This window comes from Kushneria sp. EE4 (assembly GCF_977968315.1).
The window spans coordinates 1,981,664-2,005,012 of sequence record NZ_OZ386212.1 but is presented as its reverse complement, the minus strand read 5'-3'; the positions used below and the strand labels follow the sequence as shown (position 1 = coordinate 2,005,012).

At 60.6% G+C, this 23,349-nt stretch carries 17 protein-coding genes and 3 tRNA genes; 15 read left to right on the top strand and 5 right to left on the bottom strand.

The window, feature by feature from the left end; genetic code table 11:
* Nucleotides 1-74: 74 nt before the first annotated feature.
* Both ACXMYO_RS09185 and ACXMYO_RS09180 read right to left on the bottom strand, forming a co-directional pair.
* The gene (locus ACXMYO_RS09185; RefSeq protein WP_457808497.1) at nucleotides 75-1,595 is read right to left on the bottom strand and encodes a chemotaxis protein CheW; all 1,521 of its coding nucleotides are present in this window, start codon (nucleotides 1,593-1,595) and stop codon (nucleotides 75-77) included.
* A 2-nt stretch (nucleotides 1,596-1,597) separates the two neighbouring features.
* Nucleotides 1,598-3,697 carry a methyl-accepting chemotaxis protein gene (locus ACXMYO_RS09180; protein WP_457808496.1) on the bottom strand — a complete coding sequence of 700 codons (2,100 nt, stop codon included), beginning with the start codon at nucleotides 3,695-3,697 and terminating at the stop codon, nucleotides 1,598-1,600.
* A 313-nt stretch (nucleotides 3,698-4,010) separates the two neighbouring features.
* Here ACXMYO_RS09180 and doeA point away from each other — a divergent pair, with 313 nt between their 5' ends.
* The 6 genes from doeA to eno all read left to right on the top strand — a co-directional run bounded on the left by doeA (nucleotide 4,011) and on the right by eno (nucleotide 10,970).
* A complete protein-coding gene (gene doeA, locus ACXMYO_RS09175; protein WP_457808495.1) occupies nucleotides 4,011-5,198 on the top strand; it encodes an ectoine hydrolase DoeA in 1,188 nt (395 codons plus the stop codon).
* A gap of 72 nt (nucleotides 5,199-5,270) precedes the next feature.
* On the top strand, nucleotides 5,271-6,278 hold the full coding sequence (doeB, locus tag ACXMYO_RS09170; RefSeq protein ID WP_457808494.1) for a N(2)-acetyl-L-2,4-diaminobutanoate deacetylase DoeB: 1,008 nt from the start codon (nucleotides 5,271-5,273) through the stop codon (nucleotides 6,276-6,278).
* Between the two features lie 93 nt (nucleotides 6,279-6,371).
* The gene (locus ACXMYO_RS09165) at nucleotides 6,372-6,854 is read left to right on the top strand and encodes an Lrp/AsnC family transcriptional regulator (RefSeq protein ID WP_457808493.1); all 483 of its coding nucleotides are present in this window, start codon (nucleotides 6,372-6,374) and stop codon (nucleotides 6,852-6,854) included.
* 84 nt (nucleotides 6,855-6,938) lie between these two features.
* A complete protein-coding gene (locus tag ACXMYO_RS09160) occupies nucleotides 6,939-8,621 on the top strand; it encodes a CTP synthase (protein WP_438764199.1) in 1,683 nt (560 codons plus the stop codon).
* Nucleotides 8,608-9,471, top strand: a complete 864-nt coding sequence (gene kdsA, locus ACXMYO_RS09155) for a 3-deoxy-8-phosphooctulonate synthase (RefSeq protein ID WP_457808492.1) — start codon at nucleotides 8,608-8,610, stop codon at nucleotides 9,469-9,471. Before ACXMYO_RS09160 ends, kdsA begins: the two co-directional genes overlap by 14 nt.
* A 203-nt stretch (nucleotides 9,472-9,674) precedes the next feature.
* The gene (gene eno / locus ACXMYO_RS09150; protein ID WP_438764197.1) at nucleotides 9,675-10,970 is read left to right on the top strand and encodes a phosphopyruvate hydratase; all 1,296 of its coding nucleotides are present in this window, start codon (nucleotides 9,675-9,677) and stop codon (nucleotides 10,968-10,970) included.
* 576 nt (nucleotides 10,971-11,546) lie between these two features.
* On the opposite strand, the gene fdxA is transcribed toward eno, so the two are convergent.
* Nucleotides 11,547-11,870: a ferredoxin FdxA gene (fdxA, locus tag ACXMYO_RS09145; RefSeq protein ID WP_438764196.1), complete on the bottom strand. Its 324-nt coding sequence runs from the start codon at nucleotides 11,868-11,870 to the stop codon at nucleotides 11,547-11,549.
* Between the two features lie 167 nt (nucleotides 11,871-12,037).
* Nucleotides 12,038-14,587 (bottom strand): DNA mismatch repair protein MutS, encoded by a 2,550-nt coding sequence (gene mutS / locus ACXMYO_RS09140; RefSeq protein WP_457809482.1) that lies wholly within the window; start codon nucleotides 14,585-14,587, stop codon nucleotides 12,038-12,040.
* 240 nt (nucleotides 14,588-14,827) lie between these two features.
* Here mutS and ACXMYO_RS09135 point away from each other — a divergent pair, with 240 nt between their 5' ends.
* The 9 genes from ACXMYO_RS09135 (at nucleotide 14,828) to ACXMYO_RS09095 (ending at nucleotide 22,114) form a co-directional block, all read left to right on the top strand.
* A complete protein-coding gene (locus ACXMYO_RS09135) occupies nucleotides 14,828-15,331 on the top strand; it encodes a CinA family protein (RefSeq protein WP_438764195.1) in 504 nt (167 codons plus the stop codon).
* Nucleotides 15,332-15,475: 144 nt separating this feature from the next.
* Entirely contained in the window at nucleotides 15,476-16,549 is a 1,074-nt protein-coding gene (gene recA / locus ACXMYO_RS09130) for a recombinase RecA (RefSeq protein ID WP_438764194.1), read from the top strand.
* Nucleotides 16,550-16,645: 96 nt separating this feature from the next.
* Nucleotides 16,646-17,092: a regulatory protein RecX gene (locus tag ACXMYO_RS09125; protein WP_457808491.1), complete on the top strand. Its 447-nt coding sequence runs from the start codon at nucleotides 16,646-16,648 to the stop codon at nucleotides 17,090-17,092.
* Between the two features lie 271 nt (nucleotides 17,093-17,363).
* Nucleotides 17,364-19,970 (top strand): alanine--tRNA ligase, encoded by a 2,607-nt coding sequence (alaS, locus tag ACXMYO_RS09120; protein WP_457808490.1) that lies wholly within the window; start codon nucleotides 17,364-17,366, stop codon nucleotides 19,968-19,970.
* 31 nt (nucleotides 19,971-20,001) lie between these two features.
* Nucleotides 20,002-21,252, top strand: coding sequence for an aspartate kinase (locus tag ACXMYO_RS09115; RefSeq protein WP_438764190.1), 1,251 nt, complete (start codon nucleotides 20,002-20,004; stop codon nucleotides 21,250-21,252).
* 210 nt (nucleotides 21,253-21,462) lie between these two features.
* Nucleotides 21,463-21,654: a carbon storage regulator CsrA gene (gene csrA / locus ACXMYO_RS09110; protein WP_438764189.1), complete on the top strand. Its 192-nt coding sequence runs from the start codon at nucleotides 21,463-21,465 to the stop codon at nucleotides 21,652-21,654.
* A 112-nt stretch (nucleotides 21,655-21,766) separates the two neighbouring features.
* Nucleotides 21,767-21,859, top strand: a tRNA-Ser gene (locus ACXMYO_RS09105).
* Nucleotides 21,860-21,929: 70 nt separating this feature from the next.
* Nucleotides 21,930-22,006 (top strand) — tRNA-Arg (locus ACXMYO_RS09100).
* Nucleotides 22,007-22,037: 31 nt separating this feature from the next.
* Nucleotides 22,038-22,114 (top strand) — tRNA-Arg (locus ACXMYO_RS09095).
* A 130-nt stretch (nucleotides 22,115-22,244) separates the two neighbouring features.
* On the opposite strand, the gene ACXMYO_RS09090 is transcribed toward ACXMYO_RS09095, so the two are convergent.
* A complete protein-coding gene (locus tag ACXMYO_RS09090) occupies nucleotides 22,245-23,279 on the bottom strand; it encodes a tRNA dihydrouridine synthase (RefSeq protein WP_457808489.1) in 1,035 nt (344 codons plus the stop codon).
* Nucleotides 23,280-23,349: the final 70 nt, after the last annotated feature.

The window sequence follows — 23,349 nt, the reverse complement described above, 5'->3', positions numbered from 1 at the left end:
GACTTTAGTAACCGCCGGGTCACCATCTCAGTAACCGCCGTGTCACCACCTCTCGAAATGACACCACCCGGGTCTCAGGCGGATCGCGCAGGCAGGGCCGAGTCGATCATGGCGCAGTGGTGACGGGCATTGATATCCACCAGCAGCGCCGCCAGCGTTTCCAGACACAGCACCGACAGCACTTTCTTGTGGGCCCCGGTGCCCACCACGATCAGCCGCTTGCACTGTTCAATGGGCGGCGTGCCGATCTCCTGCTCTCCACGCCAGCGAATGATCAGGCTGTCCGCCGGGGCATCGAGATACTCGATATGGCGCGCATTGTCGATCATGAAACCGACCCGGTACTCGCCGCAGGCCACGATCAGGACATCCGTGGCCGGCGTCTCATGAGGGGTGTTCAAAAGCTGGCGCAGATCCACCAGCGAAACCGCCTGGCCACGGTGTGCCAGCGTGCCGGTCCAGCCCTCATCGGTACGAGGGCTGGGCGTGAAGTCCTCCGGCATGGCGATCACTTCACTGAGCTGCTCCAGAGGGGTTACAAACTGTCCAAAGGCATCAAAATGAACAAAGGCAAAACGGCGATAGGGCACTTCCCCGCGGGTGGCATGGCCTTCCCGGGGAATATACATCGCGGCCAGCGTCAGGATGTCGGTATCCCTGGCAAAGCGTGCGGCATCCACCAGCAGTGATTCGCCCAGCTGAGGGTGGTCGATCATCCCGACAATGGTGGCATCAGGATGGTCATGGGTCTCGGCCAGCGCCATGACGTCATCAGGGTTATAAGTCATCATTCGGATCACCTGATCCACGCACAGGGCCAGCGGTTGCTCGCGTACGGCGACCACGACCATCAACCGGCCTTCCGGGCGGGGCTGATCCTCAAGACCTGCCAGTACTCGCGGATCAAAGACCGCCAGCGTTTGACGGCGCAGCGTGGTGGTGCCCATGAAGCCGGACACGTCCATCACCGGCGCTGACAGGGTATCCAGCGGCTGAATCTCGCGCACCATGGCGGCCGGCAGACTCAACCGAATGCCACCACAGTCGATCAGCAGGGCACGTTCGGTATTGATTTTTCGATCCGCAGCCTGTCGGGTGCCCGGGCGCTCTTCATGATCGTGATGCGAGGCGCGCGCCAGCATCATGCCCGGCAGCGCGAACAGGGCATCAAGATCCAGCACGTATACCAGCCTGTCGCCATCGGTGAAGGCTGCCGGCGTCAGAGGCGTGGCCTCTGACGTGGCGTAGTCCAGCGGCTGCATATGTTCGGGCAGGACCTGAGCGATACCGTGGATGGCATCCACGCGCAAGCCGAAATGGCCCTCCTGCCAGCGCACGATCGCCACCTGATCATCGCGCTCGCGGGTGCCCTGACTATCATCCAGTTGCAGCAGGCGTGCCAGATCGATGACCGGAATCAGCTCATCACGCAGTTTGAATGCGCCCAAGGCGAAGGCCGGTGCCATGGGCGCCGGCGTCAAAGCATGGGGCAGGGCAACCACTTCGCGCATGACGTCGGTGGACAGGGCCACGTTGCTCTGGCCAATGCCCAGCACGCCGAAGGCATCCGATGACGTTGTTGGCGCTCTGGCCATGATCAGAGACTCTGGGAATCGGTGGAAGAATGGCGCTTGTCGTGCGCCGTGGCGGCGTTGAGCTTTTGAATGGCCTGCGCCACATGATCGGCATTGTCGAGCTGCGCCCGAGTGGTCCGGGTGATTTCATCCACGGCACTGCCGGTTTTCTCGATGCCGTCGACAATCTTGTCAAAGGAGGTCCGGGCATCGCGTGACACGATATTGCCTTCCTCGATACGCCGGGTGGACTCGCCCAGCAGGCGATTGATCTGACGCGTGGCATCAGATGACTTCTCGGCCAGCTTTCTGACCTCATCGGCCACCACCGAAAACCCAAGGCCGTGTTCGCCGGCGCGAGCAGCTTCAATGGCAGCATTGAAGGCCAGCAGGTTGGTCTGATTGGCGATCTCGCCGATCACCTTGACGATGGCATCGACATCCTCGGAAGCCTTGCGGATGGCGTCCATGACCTCGACCGAGCGCGCCAGCGTGTTGCTGCCGTGACGGGCTTCTTCCTGAGTGGTATGCGCCAGCTGCTGGGTCAGCTGCGCATTCTCGGCAATGGCGTTGATCGACGTGTTCAGGTCGATGATGCTGCTGCCCATCGAGGCCGCCTGATCCCTGATGCTCTCTTCAAGCGCGACCTGCTCGGTAATATCGGTGGCAAACTTGATGATCTTGTAGACCTGGCCGCTGGCATCAAAGATCGGGTTGTAGGTGCCCTGGATCCAGACGCGCCGGCCGAATTTCCCCTGGCGACAGAAGCGGCCACTGAAATATTCACCGTTGCCGAGTTTTTGCCAGAAGTCCCGGTACTCGGTACTGGTGACGTAATCATCGTTGCAGAACATGCGGTGATGCTGGCCCAGCACTTCATCCAGGGTGTAACCCATGGTGTGCAGAAAATTGCGATTGGCCGCAAGGATGTTGCCCTTGAGATCAAACTCGATCACCGCCTGGGCGCGATCGATGGCCTTGAGGCGGCCTTCGAGTTCGGCGGCTTCCCGTTTTTTGGCGGTGATGTCGGTGGCAAACTTGACCACCTTGAACGGACGGCCATCCATATCAAGGATCGGGTTATAGGTGGCCTGTAGCCATACTTCGCGGCCATTGCGGCCCAGGCGACGAAACTCGCCGCTCATGGGCTTGCCACGATTGAGTTCATCCCAGAAGTGACGGTAGTCATCACTGCTGACATGGGTTGGATCACAGAACATGCGGTGGTGCTGGCCGCGAATGTCATCCAGGCGATAGCCGATGGTACTGAGGAAATTCGCATTGGCATCGAGCACATGGCCTTCGAGATCGAACTCGATCACGGCCTGGGCGCGGCTGATTGCATTGACCTTGCCTTCAAATTCCGCGTTGGCCAGCTTGCGGCCTGTAATGTCGGTAGCAAACTTGACCACCTTGTAGGGCCGACCCACGGCATCGAGAATCGGGTTGTAGGTGGCCTGCAGCCAGATTTCGCTGCCGTCCTTGCGAACGCGCTTGTATTCGCCGTGGGCAAATTCGCCCTGCGCCAGTTCCTTCCAGAAATTGCGATATTCCGCCGTGTGGGTATAGGCCTCATCACAGAACATGCGGTGATGCTCACCGATGATCTCGCTGGACCGATAGCCCACCGCCGTCAGGAAGTTGTCGTTGGCCGATAAAATGTTGCCATTGAGATCAAACTCGATCACGGCCTGGGCACGGTTGATCGCTTCTACCTTGCCTTCGAACTCGGCATCACGCTGTTTCTGGGCGGTGATGTCGGAGGCGAACTTGATGACCCGTACGGGGTTGCCGCTGTCATCGAAAATGGGGTTGTAGGTTGCCTGCAGCCAGATCTCCCGGCCACCGTTGCCAAAACGACGGTACTCACCGGCATCAAATTCACCGCGGCCGAGCTTCTGCCAGAAGGCCCGATACTCGGGAGAGGCGCTCTCTTCCGGATCGCAAAAAATACGGTGATGCTTGCCTTTGATGTCCCCGAGGCTATAGCCCACCGTGGTCAGAAAGTTCTCGTTGGCATCGATAATGATGCCCTCCGGTGTGAACTCGATAACGGCCTGGGCGCGGTCGATGGCAGCGCGGAAATAGTCTTCTCTGCTGACGGTGCTGCTGGTATCGCTCATGTGAGGTCGATCTCTCAAAAAGGCGTCCTGATCACCTGCAACTCAGGGCGTTATGGAAACAGGGCAACGGTGAATACGAGTCTTGACGCCATATCGACCTGTCCATGAGGGCACTTTAATTCAAATTGATTATTGTCTGATCCTGTCATGGCGGGGCGGACAGCTTTTGACCCGAACGCCTGGACAGGGCCAGACTGACCTGAAGGCAGGGTTGAGCACATGGCAGTCGCGGTCTTCCTGCACCATGCTTGTCTCTGGAATGTCGTTGAATACAACAAATGCCCGGTCCTGGCACCGGGAAAAGCGAGCGCCAATGACTGACATCGCACTTCCCTTTACGCGCGAAGAGTACGCTCAGCGTCTGGCCCGGGTGAGAGCGGCAATGGCGCGCGCCGAGCTGGATATTCTGATCGTGTATGACCCGTCCAACATGGCGTGGCTGACCGGCTATGACGGCTGGTCGTTCTACGTTCACCAGTGCGTTTTGATCAGCCTTGACGATGACCCGGTCTGGTACGGCCGTCGCCAGGACAGCAATGGCGCGATACGCACCTGCTGGATGAACCCCGATACCCATGTGACCTGGTATCCGGACTACTACGTTCAAAATCCCGACATGCACCCGATGGAGTATCTGTCCCGGTCGATCCTGCCGCAGTGGCAGTGGCACCGCGGACGCATCGGCGTCGAGATGGACAACTACTACTTCTCGGCGAAGGCCTATACCAGTCTGCTGGCGAACCTGCCCGAGGCGACGCTGGTCGATGCCAATGGGCTGGTCAACTGGTGCCGGGCGATCAAATCCCCCACCGAAATCGAATACATGCGCGTGGCCGGGCGCATCGTGGATGAAATGCACGCGCGCATTCTGGATATGGTCGAGCCCGGTCTGCCCAAGAGCCGGCTGGTGGCCGAAATCTATCGCGCCGGCGTTGAAGGGGTCGAGGGCCATGGCGGTGACTATCCGGCCATCGTGCCGCTGCTGCCGACCGGCAAGGATGCAGCGGCTCCACACCTGACCTGGGATGACGCGCCGTTTAAAAGCGGCGAGGGCACCTTTTTCGAGATCGCCGGCGTCTACAAGCGCTATCACGCACCGCTGTCGCGCACGGTGTTTCTGGGTCGTCCGACCCGCGACTTTTTGCGCGGCGAGTCGGCGCTGCTGGAGGGCATCGAAAACGGGCTTGAGGTCGCAAAGCCCGGCAATCGCTGCTGTGATCTGGCCATGGCGCTCGGGTCGGCGATGGACAAGTGGGGCTTTGACCGGGGCGGCGCCCGCTGTGGTTATCCCATCGGTCTGAGCTATCCGCCCGACTGGGGCGAGCGCACCATGAGCCTGCGCCCGAGCGATGAAACCGTACTGGAACCCGGCATGACCTTTCATTTCATGCCGGGCATGTGGATGGACGACTGGGGTCTCGAGATCACCGAGTCGATCCTGATCACCGAGACCGGGGTGGAAACCTTCTGCAACTTCCCCCGCCAGCTCTTCGTCAAATAGCGCGCCTTTTGCCGGTGCCCTCAAAAAGCTCGGGGCGCCGGGCGCGGTTCACTACAGGGAGTAGCACTGCTCATGCGTCCAAGTCCCATCTCCGCGACCGTCGATTTTGATGCCGACGGTGTCCAGCACGGCTTTCTCAAACTGCCGGTTTCTCATGACGAGTCCGCCTGGGGGGCGGTCATGATCCCGGTTACCGTGGTCAAAAACGGCGACGGGCCCACGGCACTTCTGACCGGGGGCAACCATGGCGATGAGTACGAGGGCATCACGGCGCTTTTGAAACTGGCCCGGCGCCTGACGGCGGAAGAGGTCACAGGTCGTGTGATCATCGTGCCGATGATGAATCAGCCGGCCGCGCAGGCCGGGCGTCGCACGTCGCCGATGGATCGCGGCAACCTCAACCGCAGCTTTCCGGGCGATCCGGACGGCGGACCGACCAAACAGATTGCCGACTATTTCACCCGGGTGCTGGTGCCGATGTGCGACGTCGCGCTGGATCTGCACTCGGGCGGGCGCACGCTGGATATCCTGCCGTTTGCTGCCGCCCACCGCCTTGATGATCTCGACCTTGAGCGCCAAAGCCTCAAGGGCGCGATCGACTTTGGTGCTTCGACGGCCATCATGATGTATGAGCTGGATGCCGCGGCGCTTTACGACACGGTGGTGGAAAGCCAGGGCAAGGTATTGGTGACCACCGAGCTGGGCGGTGGCGGGACGTCAACGCCGGCCAGTATCGAGATCAGCGAGCGGGGCGTGCGCAACTTTTTGATCTTTGCCGGCATTACCGAAGGCGAGATCCAGCGTCCGCCGCGCCAGCAGTATGTCGAGATGCCGGACGCCTCCTGTTACGTACAAAGCGAACATGCCGGGCTTCTGGAGATGACCTGTGCGCTGGGCGGGCTGGTACGCGAAGGCGAGGTGGTTGCCCGCATCTGGGACATCACGCGTACCGGCGCCGAGCCCGTGGCGTATCGTGCCAGCCGTGACGGCCTGGTACTGGCGCGCCGCTTTCCGGCCCGCGTCGAGATGGGCGATACCCTGGTGGTCATCGGGGAACTGGTCGAAACGCTTGAGCGCTGAACAAGGCGCTGGTGGCTATCGATGTGCAGGGATAGCAGCCGGCCATCGGTTGCGAGCCTGTCGTCTCCTGCACTTGTCCGATCCGGGGGGCCGATGAAGCTTGATCAATACGATTTACGCATTCTCGACATTCTGTCCCGGGATGGCCGCATTACCAAATCGCGGCTGGCCGAGGCGATCAATCTGTCGGTCAGTCCCTGCTGGGAGCGCGTCAGACGTCTGGAGCGCGCCGGTGTCATCGAAGGCTACAGTGCCCGCATCAGCGACCGGGTCAGGGTGGCACTGACCTCGGTATGGGTGCAGATCGAGCTGGAAAACCACAGCGTGAGCGTGTTCGAGCGTTTCGAGCGCACCATGCGCGAGACGCCGCAGGTCAGCGAATGCGTGGCCGTGGGCGGCGGGGTGGACTATCTGGTGCTGATCGAGGCCGAAAGCATCGATCAGTATCAGCGCCTGATCGATTGCTGGCTGATGGAGGAGCTCGCCATTCGGCGCTACTTCACCTATATCGTGACCAAATCCATTAAAAGGGCGTCATCCCCGCTGATCCGGCTTCGGGCCGACAATGCAAATTGAGCGCGCCGACGCTTTCGCGTAAACTGATCTCCCATCCTGGCCCGCCTTTCTGGCCGGCCTTCGCTCAGCATTAACAGGTTCCCCATGACGACGCGATATATTTTCGTGACCGGTGGCGTTGTGTCTTCTCTTGGTAAAGGCATCGCTGCAGCTTCTCTGGCCGCTATTCTGGAAGCCCGTGGCCTGAAGGTCACGATTCTCAAGCTCGACCCCTATATCAACGTCGATCCGGGCACCATGAGCCCCTTCCAGCACGGTGAAGTCTTTGTTACCGAAGATGGGGCCGAGACCGACCTTGATCTGGGCCACTACGAGCGCTTTATTCGCTCGCGCATGACCCAGGCCAACAATTTCACCACCGGTCGCGTCTACGAGCACGTGCTCAAAAAGGAGCGTCGTGGTGATTACCTGGGCGGTACCGTTCAGGTCATTCCGCATATTACCGATGAGATCAAGCGTCGCGTGAAGGCCGGCGCGGAAGGCTATGACGTGGCGATGGTCGAGATCGGCGGCACCGTGGGTGACATCGAATCGCTGCCGTTTCTGGAAGCCATTCGTCAGCTGCGCAGCGAAGTCGGCTCAAGCCATGCGCTGTTCATGCACCTGACGCTGGTGCCTTATATCAAGACCGCCGGCGAGACCAAGACCAAGCCGACCCAGCACAGCGTCAAGGAGCTGCGCTCCATCGGTATTCAGCCGGACATTTTGCTGTGTCGCAGCGAGGTCGAGCTTGAAGCCAGCGAGCGTCGCAAGATCGCGCTGTTTACCAACGTCGACGAGCGCGCCGTTATCCCGATGCAGGATGCCGACACCATCTATCGCATCCCGCTGATGCTCCACGACCATGAGCTTGACGACATCGTGTGCGACAAGCTGCGTCTTGATCCGCCTCCTGCCGATCTGGGCGAATGGGTGAAGGTGCTCGATGCCAAGCTCAATCCGCTCAAGACCATCAATATTGCGATGGTCGGCAAATACATGGAGCTTCTGGACGCCTACAAGTCGCTCAACGAATCGCTGATGCACGCCGGCATCCAGACCCGCGTAAAGGTCAATATCGACTACGTCGACTCCGAGACCATCGAGCGTGAAGGCGTCGAGCGTCTGGAAGGCAAGGATGCGATCCTGGTGCCCGGCGGCTTCGGCTCGCGCGGCGTGGAAGGCAAGATCGCCACGGCACGCTATGCCCGCGAACACGGCATCCCCTATCTGGGGATCTGTCTGGGCATGCAGGTGGCGGTCATCGAGTTTGCCCGCAACAAGGCCGGCTGGCGCGATGCCAACTCCACCGAGTTCACCCATGACACCCGTCACCCGGTGGTGGGGCTGATCACCGAATGGATCACGCCGGAAGGACGCATCGAAACCCGTGACGAGACCTCGGATCTGGGGGGCACCATGCGTCTGGGCGGTCAGAGCTGCGTGCTGACCGAAGGCTCGAAGGCGCGCGAGATCTATGGCAGCGAGACCATCGTCGAGCGTCATCGCCATCGCTATGAGATCAACGATCAGTTCGTGGCCGACCTGGAAGCCGCCGGCATGGTCTTTTCCGGGCGCAGTGTGGATCAGTCGCTGGTCGAGATGGTCGAACTGCCGGATCATCCCTGGTATGTTGCCTGTCAGTTCCACCCGGAATTCACCTCGACCCCGCGCGATGGACACCCGCTGTTCACCGGCTTTGTCAACGCCGCGCTGACGCATCGCGCCACGCGTACGCACAAGGCCGGCACGCGCGACCAGCAGGAGCGTGACGATGACAGGCACTGACACTTCAGCGCAAAGGACCGTCGCCATCGGCGACATCGCCACCGGCAACCATCAGCCGCTGACACTTTTTGGCGGCATGAACGTGCTGGAATCACGGGACATGGCCATCGAGGTGGCCAATGCCTGGGTTGAAGCCACCAAAGCCCTGGGCATTCCCTATGTGTTCAAGGCAAGCTTTGACAAGGCCAACCGCAGCTCGATCCACTCCTATCGCGGGCCGGGTCTCGATGAAGGTCTCAAGATCCTTGATGAGATCAAACGCCGCTTTAACGTGCCGATACTGACCGACGTTCACGAGCCGGGGCAGGCGCGTGCCGTGGCCGATGTCTGCGACGTTATCCAGCTGCCGGCGTTTCTGGCCCGTCAGACGGACCTTGTGGTGGCGATGGCCAATACGGGCGCGGTGGTCAATATCAAAAAGCCGCAGTTCATCGCACCGCACGAGATGCGACATATCATCACCAAGTTCGAGGAGGCCGGCAATGATCGGCTGATCCTGTGCGAGCGCGGTTCGAGCTTTGGCTACAACAACTTGGTTGTGGACATGCTCGGCTTTGGCGAGATGAAAAAGACCGGCTACCCGGTTCTTTTTGATGTCACCCATTCGCTACAGCAGCCGGGCGGACGCGCCGACAGTGCCGGCGGTCGTCGCCAGCAGGTCGTCGAGCTTGCCCGTGCCGGCGTTGCCACGGGTATCGCAGGGCTTTTTGTCGAGGCGCATCCGGACCCGGACAACGCGCGCTGTGATGGCCCCTGTGCGCTGCCGCTGGATCGTCTGGTGCCATTTCTGGAGCAGCTTAAAATGCTCGATGGGGTGGTCAAGCATTTCGATCCCATCGACATACGCTAGTCTCAAAACGCCGGTCGCAATGACCGGCGTTTTTTATGGGCAGCGCGTATCAGATCGGTAATGGCTTTGACTTTAGTCTAACGATATCGTGAACACGTTGGCATGGCAGGCAAACGGGTCGCTTTCTATGCTTTCATGACATGTTTGTTTGCGTTCGACCCGTCAGGTACGGGGCGAAGGATTAACCAGTGAGGATGCTTTAGATGGCCGAGATTGTTGATATTCATGGACTCGAAGTGCTTGATTCGCGCGGTAACCCCACCGTCATGGCCACGGTCACGCTGACCGGTGGTATCAGCGAACAGGCCTACGCGCCCTCCGGCGCCTCGACCGGCTCGCGCGAGGCGCTGGAGCTGCGCGATGGCGACAAGTCACGCTATCTGGGCAAGGGTGTTACAAAGGCCGTGGACGCCGTTAATACGGTCATCCGCGATCGTCTCAAGGGCATGGATGCCAATGATCAGCGCGCGCTCGATCAGGCCATGCTGGATCTGGATGGTACCGACAACAAGGGCAATCTGGGCGCCAACGCCATTCTCGCCGTGTCGCTGGCGGCAGCGCGCGCGGCAGCGACCGAAAAGGGCATGCCGCTTTACGCCCACATTGCCGAGCTCTATGGCACGCCGGGTGAGTACAGCATGCCGCTGCCGATGATGAATATCATGAACGGCGGCGAGCACGCCGATAACAACATCGATATTCAGGAGTTCATGATTCAGCCGGTCGGCGCCAAAAGCTTCGCCGAAGGCCTGCGGATGGGCGCGGAAATCTTCCATGCGCTCAAAAAGGTGCTGTCTGGTCGCGGCCAGTCTACTGCCGTGGGTGATGAAGGTGGTTTTGCGCCAAATCTGGAATCCAATGCCGACGCGCTGGGATCGATCAAGCAGGCGGTCAGCGATGCCGGCTACAAGCTTGGCACTGATGTGACGCTGGCGCTCGACTGCGCGGCCTCCGAATTCTACAAGGACGGTCAGTACACGCTTTCCGGTGAAAACAAGACCTTCACCAGCGAAAGCTTTGCCGACTATCTGGCCGATCTGGTCGATCAGTACCCGATCGTGTCCATTGAGGACGGTCTGGACGAGTCCGACTGGGACGGCTGGAAGGCGCTGACCGACAAGCTGGGCGATCGTGTACAGCTGGTCGGCGATGACCTGTTTGTGACCAACACGCGTATCTTCCAGGAAGGCATCGACAAGGGCGTGGGTAACTCGATTCTGATCAAGTTCAATCAGATCGGCTCGCTGACCGAGACCCTTGATGCCATCAGGATGGCGCGCGATGCCGGCTACACGGCGGTCATCTCGCATCGCAGCGGTGAAACCGAAGACACGACCATTGCGGATCTGGCGGTCGGCACCTGCGCCGGACAGATCAAGACAGGCTCGCTGTCGCGCAGTGACCGCGTCGCCAAGTACAACCGTTTGCTGGTGATCGAGGATCAGCTGGCCGGCAAGGCACCCTACAAGGGGCTTGCCGAAGTGAAGGGTCAATCCTGATTACCTTGATCTGAATCACTAAATTTAATCCGGCTGCCACGTGCAGTCGGATTTTTTATGCACGCCCTGTATATTCGACGAATCCTGGACGATTGGCTTGACCGGAGAGGGGTGCAGAACCCACCATGAGTGCATTCGAAGCGATCCGGATTCGGGTCTGAAGCTACCTTCCCTTATAAACATTTGATCTGCAAAGCATTCTCGATCAAGGATGGCTCTGCAGCCGCTATTTTTACCTGATTAACTCTTTTTCAAAAATTCTTTTATTGATCAGCACAGCTGATCGAGCCTTCATCTGACGGTGGCCAATGGATGGCGCTGCTCAGGACATTAACGACGATATTGACTGATGGCGCGCTGGGTATCGAATGGATTCGATTTCTCCGCATGGATGACGCCAATGGATAGAGAGCCAACGGACAGGCTCAAGGACGCAGGATGCAAGGGCGGCCCCATCGGGGCCGCCTTTTTTATGCGCAAAAATCGTGCAGATTGCGGGAACTGACGTCGGAAAGGAGATCGTATCGAGAAGAAGGCGTGAACAATCGGGACAGGGGCCTGCCCCGATAAAAAGGATCAGCGCGTCAGTTTTTCAATCTTGTTGGGTACGCCATTCCACTCATCGGCATCGGCCGGTGGGTCGGTACGTTCATTGATATTGGGCCACTGTTCGGCCAGGTCGGCATTGATCTCGATGAACTTTTCCTGACCTTCCGGCAGCTCGTCTTCCGAAAAGATGGCCTCGGCCGGACACTCCGGTTCACACAGGGCGCAGTCGATGCATTCATCCGGATGAATGACCAAAAAGTTGGGGCCTTCATAGAAGCAGTCGACCGGGCAGACTTCCACGCAGTCCGTGTATTTACATTGAATGCAGTTCTCGGTGACGACAAAGGTCATGTCACGAACTCCAGGGTAGCAGGCGGTCACGGCCCGTGCAGGGACAGGCCATGTTGAAAAGGGGTGTGGGGCGGCCCACGAAAGGGGCCTTATTCTAGAAGGCGCGCCTGCCCGGGGACAAGCCGCTTATGAGCTAAAGTATCCTGCCGGGCCGGGTTGTTACGCCATTAGCGTATTTTATCACGCCACTGATACAGCCATTCCTGCGCCTGGCGCGGTGACAGGGTGTCCAGATCCAGCTGTGCCAGAGCCTCGATCATCGGGTGCGGGGCGCTTGCAAACAGATCATCCTGCTGCGGCGCTGTCTGTGATGCTGCTGGTTGAGGGGGCGTACTCGGGCGCTCGCTGTCCTGAGTCTCCAGCATCAAAAGCTTTTCCCGCGCGCGCGCAATCACGGCGCGGGGCACGCCTGCCAGCTGGGCCACCTGCAGGCCGTAGCTCTGGCTGGCGGGGCCCGGCTCGACCCGGTGCATGAACACGATGCCGTCATTGTGTTCGGTGGCATTGAGATGCACGTTGGCCACGCCCTCGGACTGCTCGGGCAGTGCGGTCATCTCGAAGTAGTGCGTGGCAAACAGCGTAAAGGCGCGCGTGCCGGTCAGGTGCTCGGCCGCCGCCCAGGCCAGCGACAAACCATCGAAGGTACTGGTGCCGCGGCCGATCTCGTCCATCAGCACCAGGCTGTGATCGGTGGCGTTATGCAGGATGCTGGCGGTTTCGGTCATTTCGACCATGAAGGTCGAGCGTCCGCCGGCCAGATCATCCGAGGAGCCGATGCGGGTGAAGATGCGATCGATCGGGCCGATCTCGGCGCTGGCGGCCGGTACAAAGCAGCCGGTATGGGCCAGCAGGGCAATCAGCGCATTCTGGCGCATGAAGGTTGATTTACCGCCCATGTTGGGGCCGGTAATGACCAGCATGCGGGTGGCGTCATCAAAGTGCAGGTCGTTGGGTACGAACGGGTGGCTCGAGACGTGTTCGACCACCGGGTGGCGGCCGTCACGAATGGTCATGCCAGGCGCCTCGCGTAGAACGGGGCAGGCCAGCGACAGCGTCTGCGCCCGCTCGGCAAAGGCGTGGAGCACATCAAGCGTTGCCAGCGCCTGCGCGGTGCGAGTCAGCGCCGTGAGCTCGGCATTGAGCGCCTCGAGCAGGCCGTCATACAAAAGCTTTTCCCGCGCCAGCGCCCGGGTACGCGCCGACAGCGCCTTGTCTTCGAACGTCTTGAGCTCGGGGATGATAAAGCGCTCGGCGTTTTTGAGCGTCTGGCGGCGGATGTAGTCCGCCGGCACTTCGCGTGCCTGAGCGCGCGGGATCTCGATGTAATAGCCGTGGACGCGATTGTAGCCCACCTTGAGCCCGGAAAGGCCGGTGCGCTCGCGCTCGCGGGTCTCCAGCTGGACCAGATAGTCGCCGGCGTTTTCCTGCAGCGATCGATACTCGTCAAGTTCCTCGTCGAAGCCGTCACGAATCACGCCGCCGTCGCGGATCACGACCGGTGGGCTGTCGATCAGCGCCCGGGTCAGCGTGTTTGAGAGCACCGGGTAGGCCACGATGTGACGCGATAAATCATCCAGCGCGCTGCCCGGTGCGATGGCGTCCAGCCGCTCGGCCAGAGCCGGCAGAGCGTTGAGAGCATCGCGAAGTCGGGCCAGGTCGCGCGGGCGAGCGCTGAGCAGGGCCACGCGGGCCAGGATGCGCTCGATATCGCCGATGCCGCGCAGGATGTCGTTGAAATAGTCGACGTGGTCTTCTTCGCCCAGAAGCGTCACGCCCTGTTGGCGAGCGTTGATCTGGTCGCGATCGCGCAGGGGGCGATTGAGCCAGCGCCTTAGCAGGCGGGCGCCCATGGGGGTGGCGGTGGTGTCGAGCACCGAGGCCAGCGTGTTGTCCTGGCCTCCGGCCATGTTGCGATCGATTTCCAGGTTGCGCCGACTGGCGGCATCGATGACCACCGAGTCGTCGCGGTTTTCAACGCCAATGGCGGTGATGTGCGGCAGCGCCGTACGCTGGGTGTCGCGAACATAGTCGATCAGCACGCCGGCGGCGGTCAGTGCCCGAGTCATGTGATCGCAGCCAAATCCCGACAGATTTTGTACCTGAAGCTGGTCACAAAGCAGACGTCGCGACGTTTCCAGATCGAAGTGCCAATCGCTCTGACGCTGCAGGCCGGGATGCTCTTCAAGACGTGCAGGCAGGGGCAGACTCTCCATGACCAGAAGCTCGGCCGGATCAAGCCGGTGCAGCTCGGCGAGCATGTCCCCTTCGCCTTCGACCTCCAGCACGCTGAAGCGCCCGCTGGAAAGCTCAAGCCAGGCCAGACCCCAGTGGTCGTTGTCGCCATGCAGTGCGGCCACGAGATTATCGCGGCGCTCATCGAGCAGCGCCTCATCATGGAGGGTGCCAGGCGTGACGATGCGCACGACGCGGCGCTCGACCGGGCCCTTGGCAGTCGCCGGGTCGCCGATCTGCTCACAGATGGCCACCGATTCGCCCATGCGCACCAGTCGGGCCAGATAGCCTTCGGCGCTGTGATAGGGCACGCCCGCCATCGGGATGGGGGCACCGTTGGAGGTGCCGCGGGCGGTCAGCGTGATGTCCAGAAGTGAGGCGGCGCGTTTGGCGTCGTCATGAAAGAGTTCGTAGAAATCTCCCATGCGATAAAACAGCAGCACGTTGGGGTGCTCGCGCTTGATACGAAAATACTGCGCCATCATGGGCGTTGGTTGGGACTCGGTCTTGCCTGCCACGTGAAATTGACCCTGTCCAATGACGTGTGAGGTGTAAAGACGGTGAGATTATCATGATCCGTTGCCTCGCCTGTATTGCTATAGTGCAGACAGTGGACCCTGCATGGCTGCAGTAGGTGGGGTAGTAGATGGCATGACGTACCCATGGCCTGCAGTGATCGAGTACCATGTGGCCATCTGAAATCGATGTGATCGGCGGGAGTTGTCATGGCAACAGCATCAGGCATCCAGGAGCTGGCCAGCCGGCTGTGCCTTCTCTGTGAGCGTCAGCGCGTGGTGCTGACCACCGCCGAGTCCTGTACCGGCGGCGGGGTGGCCCGTGCCATTACCGATGTGGCCGGCAGCTCGGCATGCTTCGAGACCGGCTATGTCACCTACGCCAACAGCGCCAAGCAGCGTCTATTGGGGGTGTCGTCGGTGTCGCTCGAGCTTTTCGGCGCGGTCAGCGAAACCGTGGTCCATGAAATGGTGCGCGGGGCCTGTCGCGACAGCGGTGCGGATCTGGGCGTGGCGATCAGCGGCGTGGCAGGGCCCGGTGGCGGTACACCGGACAAGCCGGTCGGCACCGTGTGGCTGGCCTGGGGCAATGCCACCCAGAGCCAGGCACAGTGTTATCGCCTCAACGGCGAGCGCCTCGATGTGCGTCGCGAAGCCGTCGCCCTGGCCCTGAAGGGGCTGATCGAGCGTCTTGAAGAGAACCCCTTTGACTGATGCAGGGTCATGCGGCCTTCATGGACATGTGATGAAATAAGTTGCCATGGGGATGTGACAGACCATCTTTTTGGTTTAAAATACTGGATAAGCATACAGCTTAGTGACGTGTCAGCGTCAGGCTGACCCGACAGGAGGGCCAACATGGCACAGGATGACAACCGCTCCAAGGCGCTTAATGCAGCGCTGTCCCAGATCGAGCGCCAGTTCGGCAAGGGGGCCGTCATGCGCATGGGGGATACCCCTCGCGTGGCGCTGCCCGCCGTTTCTACCGGCTCGCTCGGACTGGACATCGCCCTTGGCATAGGCGGTCTGCCCTATGGGCGTATCGTTGAAATTTTCGGGCCCGAGGCCTCGGGTAAAACCACCATTACCCTGTCCGTCATCGCTCAGGCGCAAAAGCAGGGCAAGACCTGCGCCTTTATCGATGCCGAACACGCCCTCGACCCGGCCTACGCCGAAAAGCTGGGCGTCAATCTTGATGACATGCTGGTCTCCCAGCCCGATACCGGCGAACAGGCGCTCGAGATCTGCGACATGCTGGTTCGCTCCGGCGGTGTGGATGTTATCGTGGTCGATTCGGTCGCCGCGCTGACGCCGCGTGCCGAAATCGAAGGCGAGATGGGCGATTCCCATGTCGGCCTTCAGGCGCGTCTCATGTCACAGGCGCTGCGCAAGGTGACCGGACACATCAAAAATGCCAACTGCATGGTGATGTTCGTCAACCAGATCCGCATGAAAATCGGTGTCATGTTCGGCAATCCCGAAACGACCACCGGTGGTAACGCGCTCAAGTTCTACTCAAGCGTGCGTCTGGACATCCGTCGTACCGGTTCGGTCAAGCAGGGCGATGAGGCCGTGGGCAACGAAACCCGCGTCAAGGTCGTCAAAAACAAGGTGGCCCCGCCGTTTCGTCAGGCCGAGTTTCAGATCATGTACGGCAAGGGCATCTACCATGCCGGTGAAGTGGTTGATCTTGGCGTCCAGTGCAGCCTGGTTAACAAGGCCGGCGCCTGGTACAGCTACAAGGGCAACAAGATCGGGCAGGGCAAGGCCAACGCCGCTCAGTATCTTGAAGACAACCCTGCGGTGATGCAGGAAATCGAGGACGCCATCCGCGGCCAGCTTCTGAGCACACCGAAAACGAAGGAAGAAGAGAAGGCAGAAGACGCCGAAGCGCCGGCGGATGCTGAGGCCAGCGGCGACGAGCTGCTGTAGGCCGACATTATCTGGCGGTAGTATGGAAAGGGGGCACGCTCAACGCAGCGTGCCCCCTTTTTGTTTTAACGAATGATACGCACAGGGAGGGCAGTGATGTCACAAAGAACGCCTTATGAAGAGGCCATTGCACTGCTGGCCCGGCGTGAATATACCCGCAGCGAGCTCGAGGAGCGGCTGCTGCGCCATGAGCATCCCCCCGAGGAAGTCACGGCGCTTCTGGATCGTCTCGCCGCGGACGGCTTTCAGTCCGATGCTCGATTTGTCGAACATTTTGTGCGCTCGCGCATCTCGCGACTGCAGGGACCGCGCAAGATCAGCGCCGAGCTTTCGGGTCGGGGGATCGAGCGCGAGATGATTGCCCATGCGCTGGAAGAAAGTGACGCCGACTGGACCGCGCTTGCCATTGAGGCGCTCCAGCGACGCTTTGACGGGCCCGGAGATGACATGAAAGCACGTGCCAAACGCCAGCGTTTTCTGGCCTCAAGGGGTTTTGACGGCCAGCAGTGCAGTAGCGCCCTGCGAACGGCCTGGTCGTCGTGACGTGTCGATTTAGCGGTCACGCCCGGTATGAGGCAAAATGGAGCGTATGCGGAGTGTCGCACCCGGATGCGACATACTGATACATTAAGCCGCCAAAATTCGTCTCACCGAGCGGATGCACGCTACGGCGCGCTGACAGGTGAGACCAAAAGATCATGAGGGTCACCCCTCGAGGCGCATGTTGACGACCGGTAACGCCTTTGTGGCGTTACCCGATGCATCGCTCGTTGCCTCATTTTAAATGACCTGACCCATCGTTTACGGGAAGCCCATGAAAAGCGCCGACATACGACAAGCATTTCTGAATTTTTTTGAACAGCACGGCCATACCCAGGTGCCTTCCAGTTCTCTGGTGCCTGACAACGACCCCACGCTGCTTTTCACCAATGCCGGTATGGTGCCTTTCAAGGATGTCTTTCTGGGACGTGATCCCAGGCCCTATGTGCGGGCAACATCAGCTCAGCGCTGTGTCAGGGCCGGCGGCAAGCATAACGATCTCGACAACGTCGGTTACACCGCGCGCCACCACACCCTGTTCGAAATGCTGGGCAACTTCAGTTTTGGCGACTATTTCAAGCGCGACGCCATTCATTACGCCTGGCAGTTCCTGACCGTCAATCTGGGGCTGCCCGCCGAGAAGCTCTGGGTGACGGTGCATGTCAGCGATGATGAAGCCGCTGATATCTGGCTCAACGACGTGGGCGTCAGCGCCGAGCGCTTCTCAAGACTTGATGAAGACAACTTCTGGCAGATGGGCGAAACCGGCCCGTGCGGGCCGAGTTCGGAGATCTTCTTCGACCACGGCCCGGAGGTGTTTGGTGGCCCGCCGGGAAGCCCGGATGAGGACGGCGACCGCTATATCGAGATCTGGAACCTGGTCTTTATGCAGTATGACCGCGACGCTCAGGGCACCATGACGCCGCTGCCCAGTCCCTCCATCGATACCGGCATGGGGCTTGAGCGTATTGCGGCCGTCATGCAGGGCGTGCACTCCAACTACGAGATCGATCTTTTCAAGCGCCTGCTGGCCTCTGCCGCCGAGATTACCGGCCAGAACGACATCCACCAGCCGTCGCTGCGCGTCATTGCCGATCACATCCGCTCGTGTGCGTTTTTGATCGTGGATGGTGTCATGCCCTCCAACGAGGGGCGCGGCTATGTCCTGCGTCGCATTATTCGTCGCGCCGTGCGTCACGGCCACAAGCTGGGCGTGCGTGAGTCATTTTTCCATCGCCTGGTCGCGGCCCTGGATGAGGAAATGGGCGAGGCCTACCCCGAACTGCACGCGCGTCGTGAGCAGATCGAAAGGGTGCTGCTGAAAGAGGAGGAGCAGTTCGCCCGGACGCTGGACAACGGCATGCGCCTGCTCGAAGAGGCGCTGGCCGGACTTGAGTCGAACGAGCTGGACGGCGAGACCATCTTCAAGCTGTACGACACCTACGGCTTTCCCTACGACCTGACCGCCGACATTGCCCGCGAACGCGATATCGCCCTCGATGAGGCCGGCTTTCAGCGCGAGCTTGAGGCGCAGCGTGAGCGTGCCCGTGCTGCCAGTCAGTTCGGCGCGCGTATCGAAGCCGATATCGATCTGGACGGCGCCACCGAGTTTGTCGGGCGCGAGCGTCTGACATCCAGCGGACAGATACTGACGCTGCTCAACGATCAGGGTGAGCAGGTCGAGCAGCTCGAGGCCGGCCAGAGCGGCGCCGTGGTGCTGGATGAGACGCCCTTTTACGCCGAGTCCGGCGGCCAGATCGGCGATCGCGGCACCCTGACGCTACCGGGCGTCGTGTTCAACGTGCGCGATACCCAAAAGCGCGGTCAGCACTTTGTGCATCTGGGGGAGGTCAGCGAAGGCGTCATGCCGGCGCAGGCCGCGGTAGAGGCCCACGTTGAGGTGCCGACCCGTCATGCCATCATGCGTAACCACTCGGCCACCCACCTGCTGCACGAGGCGCTGCGGCGGGTGCTGGGCACCCATGTGCAGCAGAAGGGCTCACAGGTGGGCGATGAGCGGCTACGCTTTGACTTCAGCCACAACGAGGCCATGACGCCGGACGAGCTCGAGCGCGTCGAGGCGATGGTCAATGATGAGGTCATGGCCAACACGCCGGTGACCACACAGCTGATGACGCTGGATGAGGCGCGAAAGCTCGGCGCTCAGGCCCTGTTTGAGGCCAAGTATGGTGAGAGTGTGCGCGTGCTGACCATGGGCAGCGATGATTTCTCCATCGAGCTCTGCGGCGGTACCCATGTCATGCGCACCGGTGATATCGGACCGGTTCGGCTGGTCAGCGAAACCGGCGTGGCGGCAGGGGTGCGTCGAATCGAGGCCATCTCCGGGCACACGGCGCTGCGCTGGTTTCGTGATCAGCAGTCACTGGTCACGCGCCTGGCCGATCAGGTGCGCGCCCGTCCCGATCAGCTCGAATCGCGCGTGGGCACGCTTTTGGAGCGCAATCGTGAACTCGAGCGCGAGCTTGAGCGCAACCGCGCCAAACTGGCCAGCCAGGCCGGCAACGACCTGCTGGAAGCGGCCGAGGAGATCGATGGTGTCCGTGTGCTGACCCGTCAGCTCGAAGGCGTGGGCGCAAAGGAGCTGCGGGGCGTCATGGATCAGATGAAAAACCGGCTCGGTTCCGGCGTGGTCGTGCTGGCGGTGGCCGGTGATGACAAGGTCAACCTGATTGCGGGTGTCACAAAGGATCTGGTGGATCGACTCAGTGCCGGCAGTCTCGTCAGCGCCATCGCGCCCATGGTGGGCGGTCGCGGGGGCGGTCGCGCCGATATGGCCCAGGCCGGCGGCAGCGATGTCAGTGGCGTGGACAATGCGTTGCAGGCAGCGCGTCAGTGGGTCGCCGACACACTCAAGGGATGATGGTCCAATACATTAATCAAAGGGAGCATCCATGGCGCTTTATGTACAAAAATTTGGCGGTACCTCGGTAGGTAGCGTCGAGCGCATCAAGGCGGTGGCCGAGAAGGTCAAGGGATTTCGTGATCAGGGCCACCAGATCGTGGTGGTGGTCTCGGCCATGAGCGGTGAAACCAACCGCCTGATCGAGCTGGCCTCACAGATCAATGAAGAGCCCACGCCGCGTGAAATGGACATGCTGGTGTCGACCGGCGAGCAGGTCACGATTTCGCTGCTGGCCATGGCGCTGCACCAGCTGGGGGTCAAGGCGACCTCCTATACCGGCGCTCAGATCGGCATTCGTACCGACAGTGCTCATACCCGCGCTCGCATTCAACGCATCGAAACCGATGAGTTGCGCGCCGATCTTGACGAAGGCCAGGTCGTGGTCGTGGCAGGCTTTCAGGGCGTTGACAGTGAAGGCAACATCACCACCCTGGGTCGCGGCGGCTCCGACACGACCGGCGTGGCGCTGGCAGCGGCCCTCAAGGCCGACGAGTGCCAGATCTATACCGATGTCGATGGTGTCTATACCACTGACCCCCGCGTTTGCGCCAAGGCGCGTCGGCTTGAAAGCATTACGGTCGAGGAAATGCTGGAGATGGCCAGCCTGGGCTCCAAGGTACTTCAGATTCGTGCCGTGGAGTTTGCCGGCAAGTACAACGTCCCGCTGCGTGTTCTGTCCTCCTTCCAGGAAGGGCCGGGAACCCTGATTACTGCAGATGATGAAGAGATTGCCAACATGGAAGAACCACTGATCTCGGGGATCGCCTTCAACAACAACGAAGCCAAGCTGACCGTTGTCAGTACCCCTGATGTCCCCGGCGTTGCCTCACGCATTCTGGGACCGATTTCGGACGCCAACATCGAAGTCGACATGATTGTTCAGAATGTCGCACCCACGGGCGGCTACACTGACTTTACCTTTACGGTGGCGAAAAACGATTTTCGCCAGACCCAGCGCATTTTGCAGGAGCAGGTGATTCCGTCACTGGGCGGCGGCGAAGTACGCGGTGATGACAAGATCGCCAAGGTATCGCTGGTCGGGGTGGGGATGCGCTCTCATGCAGGCGTTGCCACCCGCATGTTCCGGGTGCTGGCCGACGAAGGCATCAATATTCGCATGGTATCAACGTCAGAGATCAAGATATCCGTTGTGATTGACGAGAAGTTTCTTGAGCTTGCCGTGCGCTCGCTGCACACCGCTTTTGGCCTTGACAGGGAAGATGTAAGCGAGGAGCGCTAAAAAAACTCGCCAATACCCGGTCCCAGGGTGGTGCTTGCAGGGCTTTCTGCCACACTGAACCAGTGATCGTGTACCGGAAAAGATGAGCGGTCGGGATAACATAGGTTGGATCATGGTTCGGCTTATCGCATAATGCCCCGCTTAATTTGGTCCGGTGCACGATCTATATGCATATATGTATAGGGAAGCAGCAATGAAAAGGAGGTCGCAATGCTCATCCTGACTCGCCGCGTGGGTGAGACACTCATGGTCGGCGATGAAATTACCGTGACCGTGCTCGGCGTCAAGGGCAATCAGGTCCGCCTGGGGGTCAACGCGCCCAGAGATGTCTCCGTGCATCGTGAAGAGATCTACCAGCGCATCCAGCATGAAAAGGGCGACAGCGAGAACGACCCGGTCTAAAGTGCGCGTGTCAGCGCTGGTGTTCAGCCGAATGTATTGAATCACAAGATTTTTTGACTCGGGGCTGGACAGGGAAGGTTAAACTCGGTAATATGCGCGCCGTACCGATCGAGGAGAGATGGCCGAGTGGCTGAAGGCGCTCCCCTGCTAAGGGAGTATAGGGTTTATAGCCCTATCGAGGGTTCGAATCCCTCTCTCTCCGCCATCATCGGTATCGAATGTTGAAAGCCTGCCTTCACAGGCGAACACAACATTCAATCTGCAGTACTTTTGTTGCGCCCGTAGCTCAGCTGGATAGAGTACCTGACTACGAATCAGGTGGTCGGAGGTTCGAATCCTCCCGGGCGCGCCATCAGCTGAAGATGCAAGACACTGTTTTATCTGCGCCCGTAGCTCAGCTGGATAGAGTACCTGACTACGAATCAGGTGGTCGGAGGTTCGAATCCTCCCGGGCGCGCCAGATTCCAAAGCCCCGTCCGAAAGGACGGGGCTTTCTGCGTTCTAGCCCTTTTGTCAGTCTGGCAGTGCCACACGCCAGCGCGCTGCTGCAACTGACGTGCTCCGGACGATGTTCATGCAGGGGCAGCCTGTCAGCGCGCTGTTGTCTCGATCTTCGAGGATGGCGTTTCTTCCTGCAGCGCCGTCATGAAGTCCTCCAGCGCCGTGATGCGACGAAGCCGCTGAAAGTGCTCGCCCGCTTCACTATCGTGCTGGCGCATGATGTTGAGCCACTGCTTTAAAAGCGACACCACCACCTTTGAGGGCAGGGCGGGATCGATACGCCGGGCATAAGCGGCCAGAAAGGCGCTGCGGTCCTGCCAGCGCGTTGCCGTCAGGCGCTCCCCCGTTTGCTGCCAGTGACGAATGCGTCTGGCAAGCCATGGGTCGGCCAGCGCTGCCCGCCCCAGCATGACGTCGCGACAGCCGCTCACCTCCCGCGCTCGCCAGTACTCCTCCAGCGTCCAGATGTCGCCATTGACCACTACCGGCACATTGGCCTGCTCGCGAATGCGTCCGACCCACTCCCAGTGCGCCGGGGGGCGATAGCCCTCGCGACGCGTGCGGGCATGGACCACCAGACGCTGAGCGCCGCCATCCTCGGCGGCGCGGGCGCACTCAAGTGCCAGCGTCTTGTCCTCGAACCCCAGGCGCAGCTTGGCCGTCACCGGCACGCCTGTTTCCTCCAGTGCCTCGTGAACGCCCTGTACGGCGCGATAGACGCGCTCGGGCGAGCGCAACAGTGCTGCGCCACCGTCATGGCGATTGACCGTCTTCGCTGGACAGCCAAAATTCATGTCGATGACCGGTGCCCCCAGGGACGCCGCCACGCGGGCGTTTTCGCCCAGCTTGTCGGGTTGGGAGCCCAGCAGCTGCAGATGAACCGGCATGCCGCCGGGGGTTCGACTGCCCGTATCAAGCTCCGGGCAGATGCGCTGAAAGACCCGGGGCGGCAGGCGGGCGTCGGTGATGCGCACGAATTCGGTGACACTCCAGTCAAGGCCGCCCGGCTCGGTCAAAAGCTCACGCGTTAACGCATCAATGACGCCCTCCATGGGCGCAAGACCGATCAGGCCGGCTCGAGGCGAAGTATCGGCTGCAAGAGGAAACAGGGGCGTGGCTGGCATGGCAGGGGATCCGGGGTAGTCGTGACTGGCGCCGCCATCATAGGCATGTTGACCGCAATGACAAGCGGTG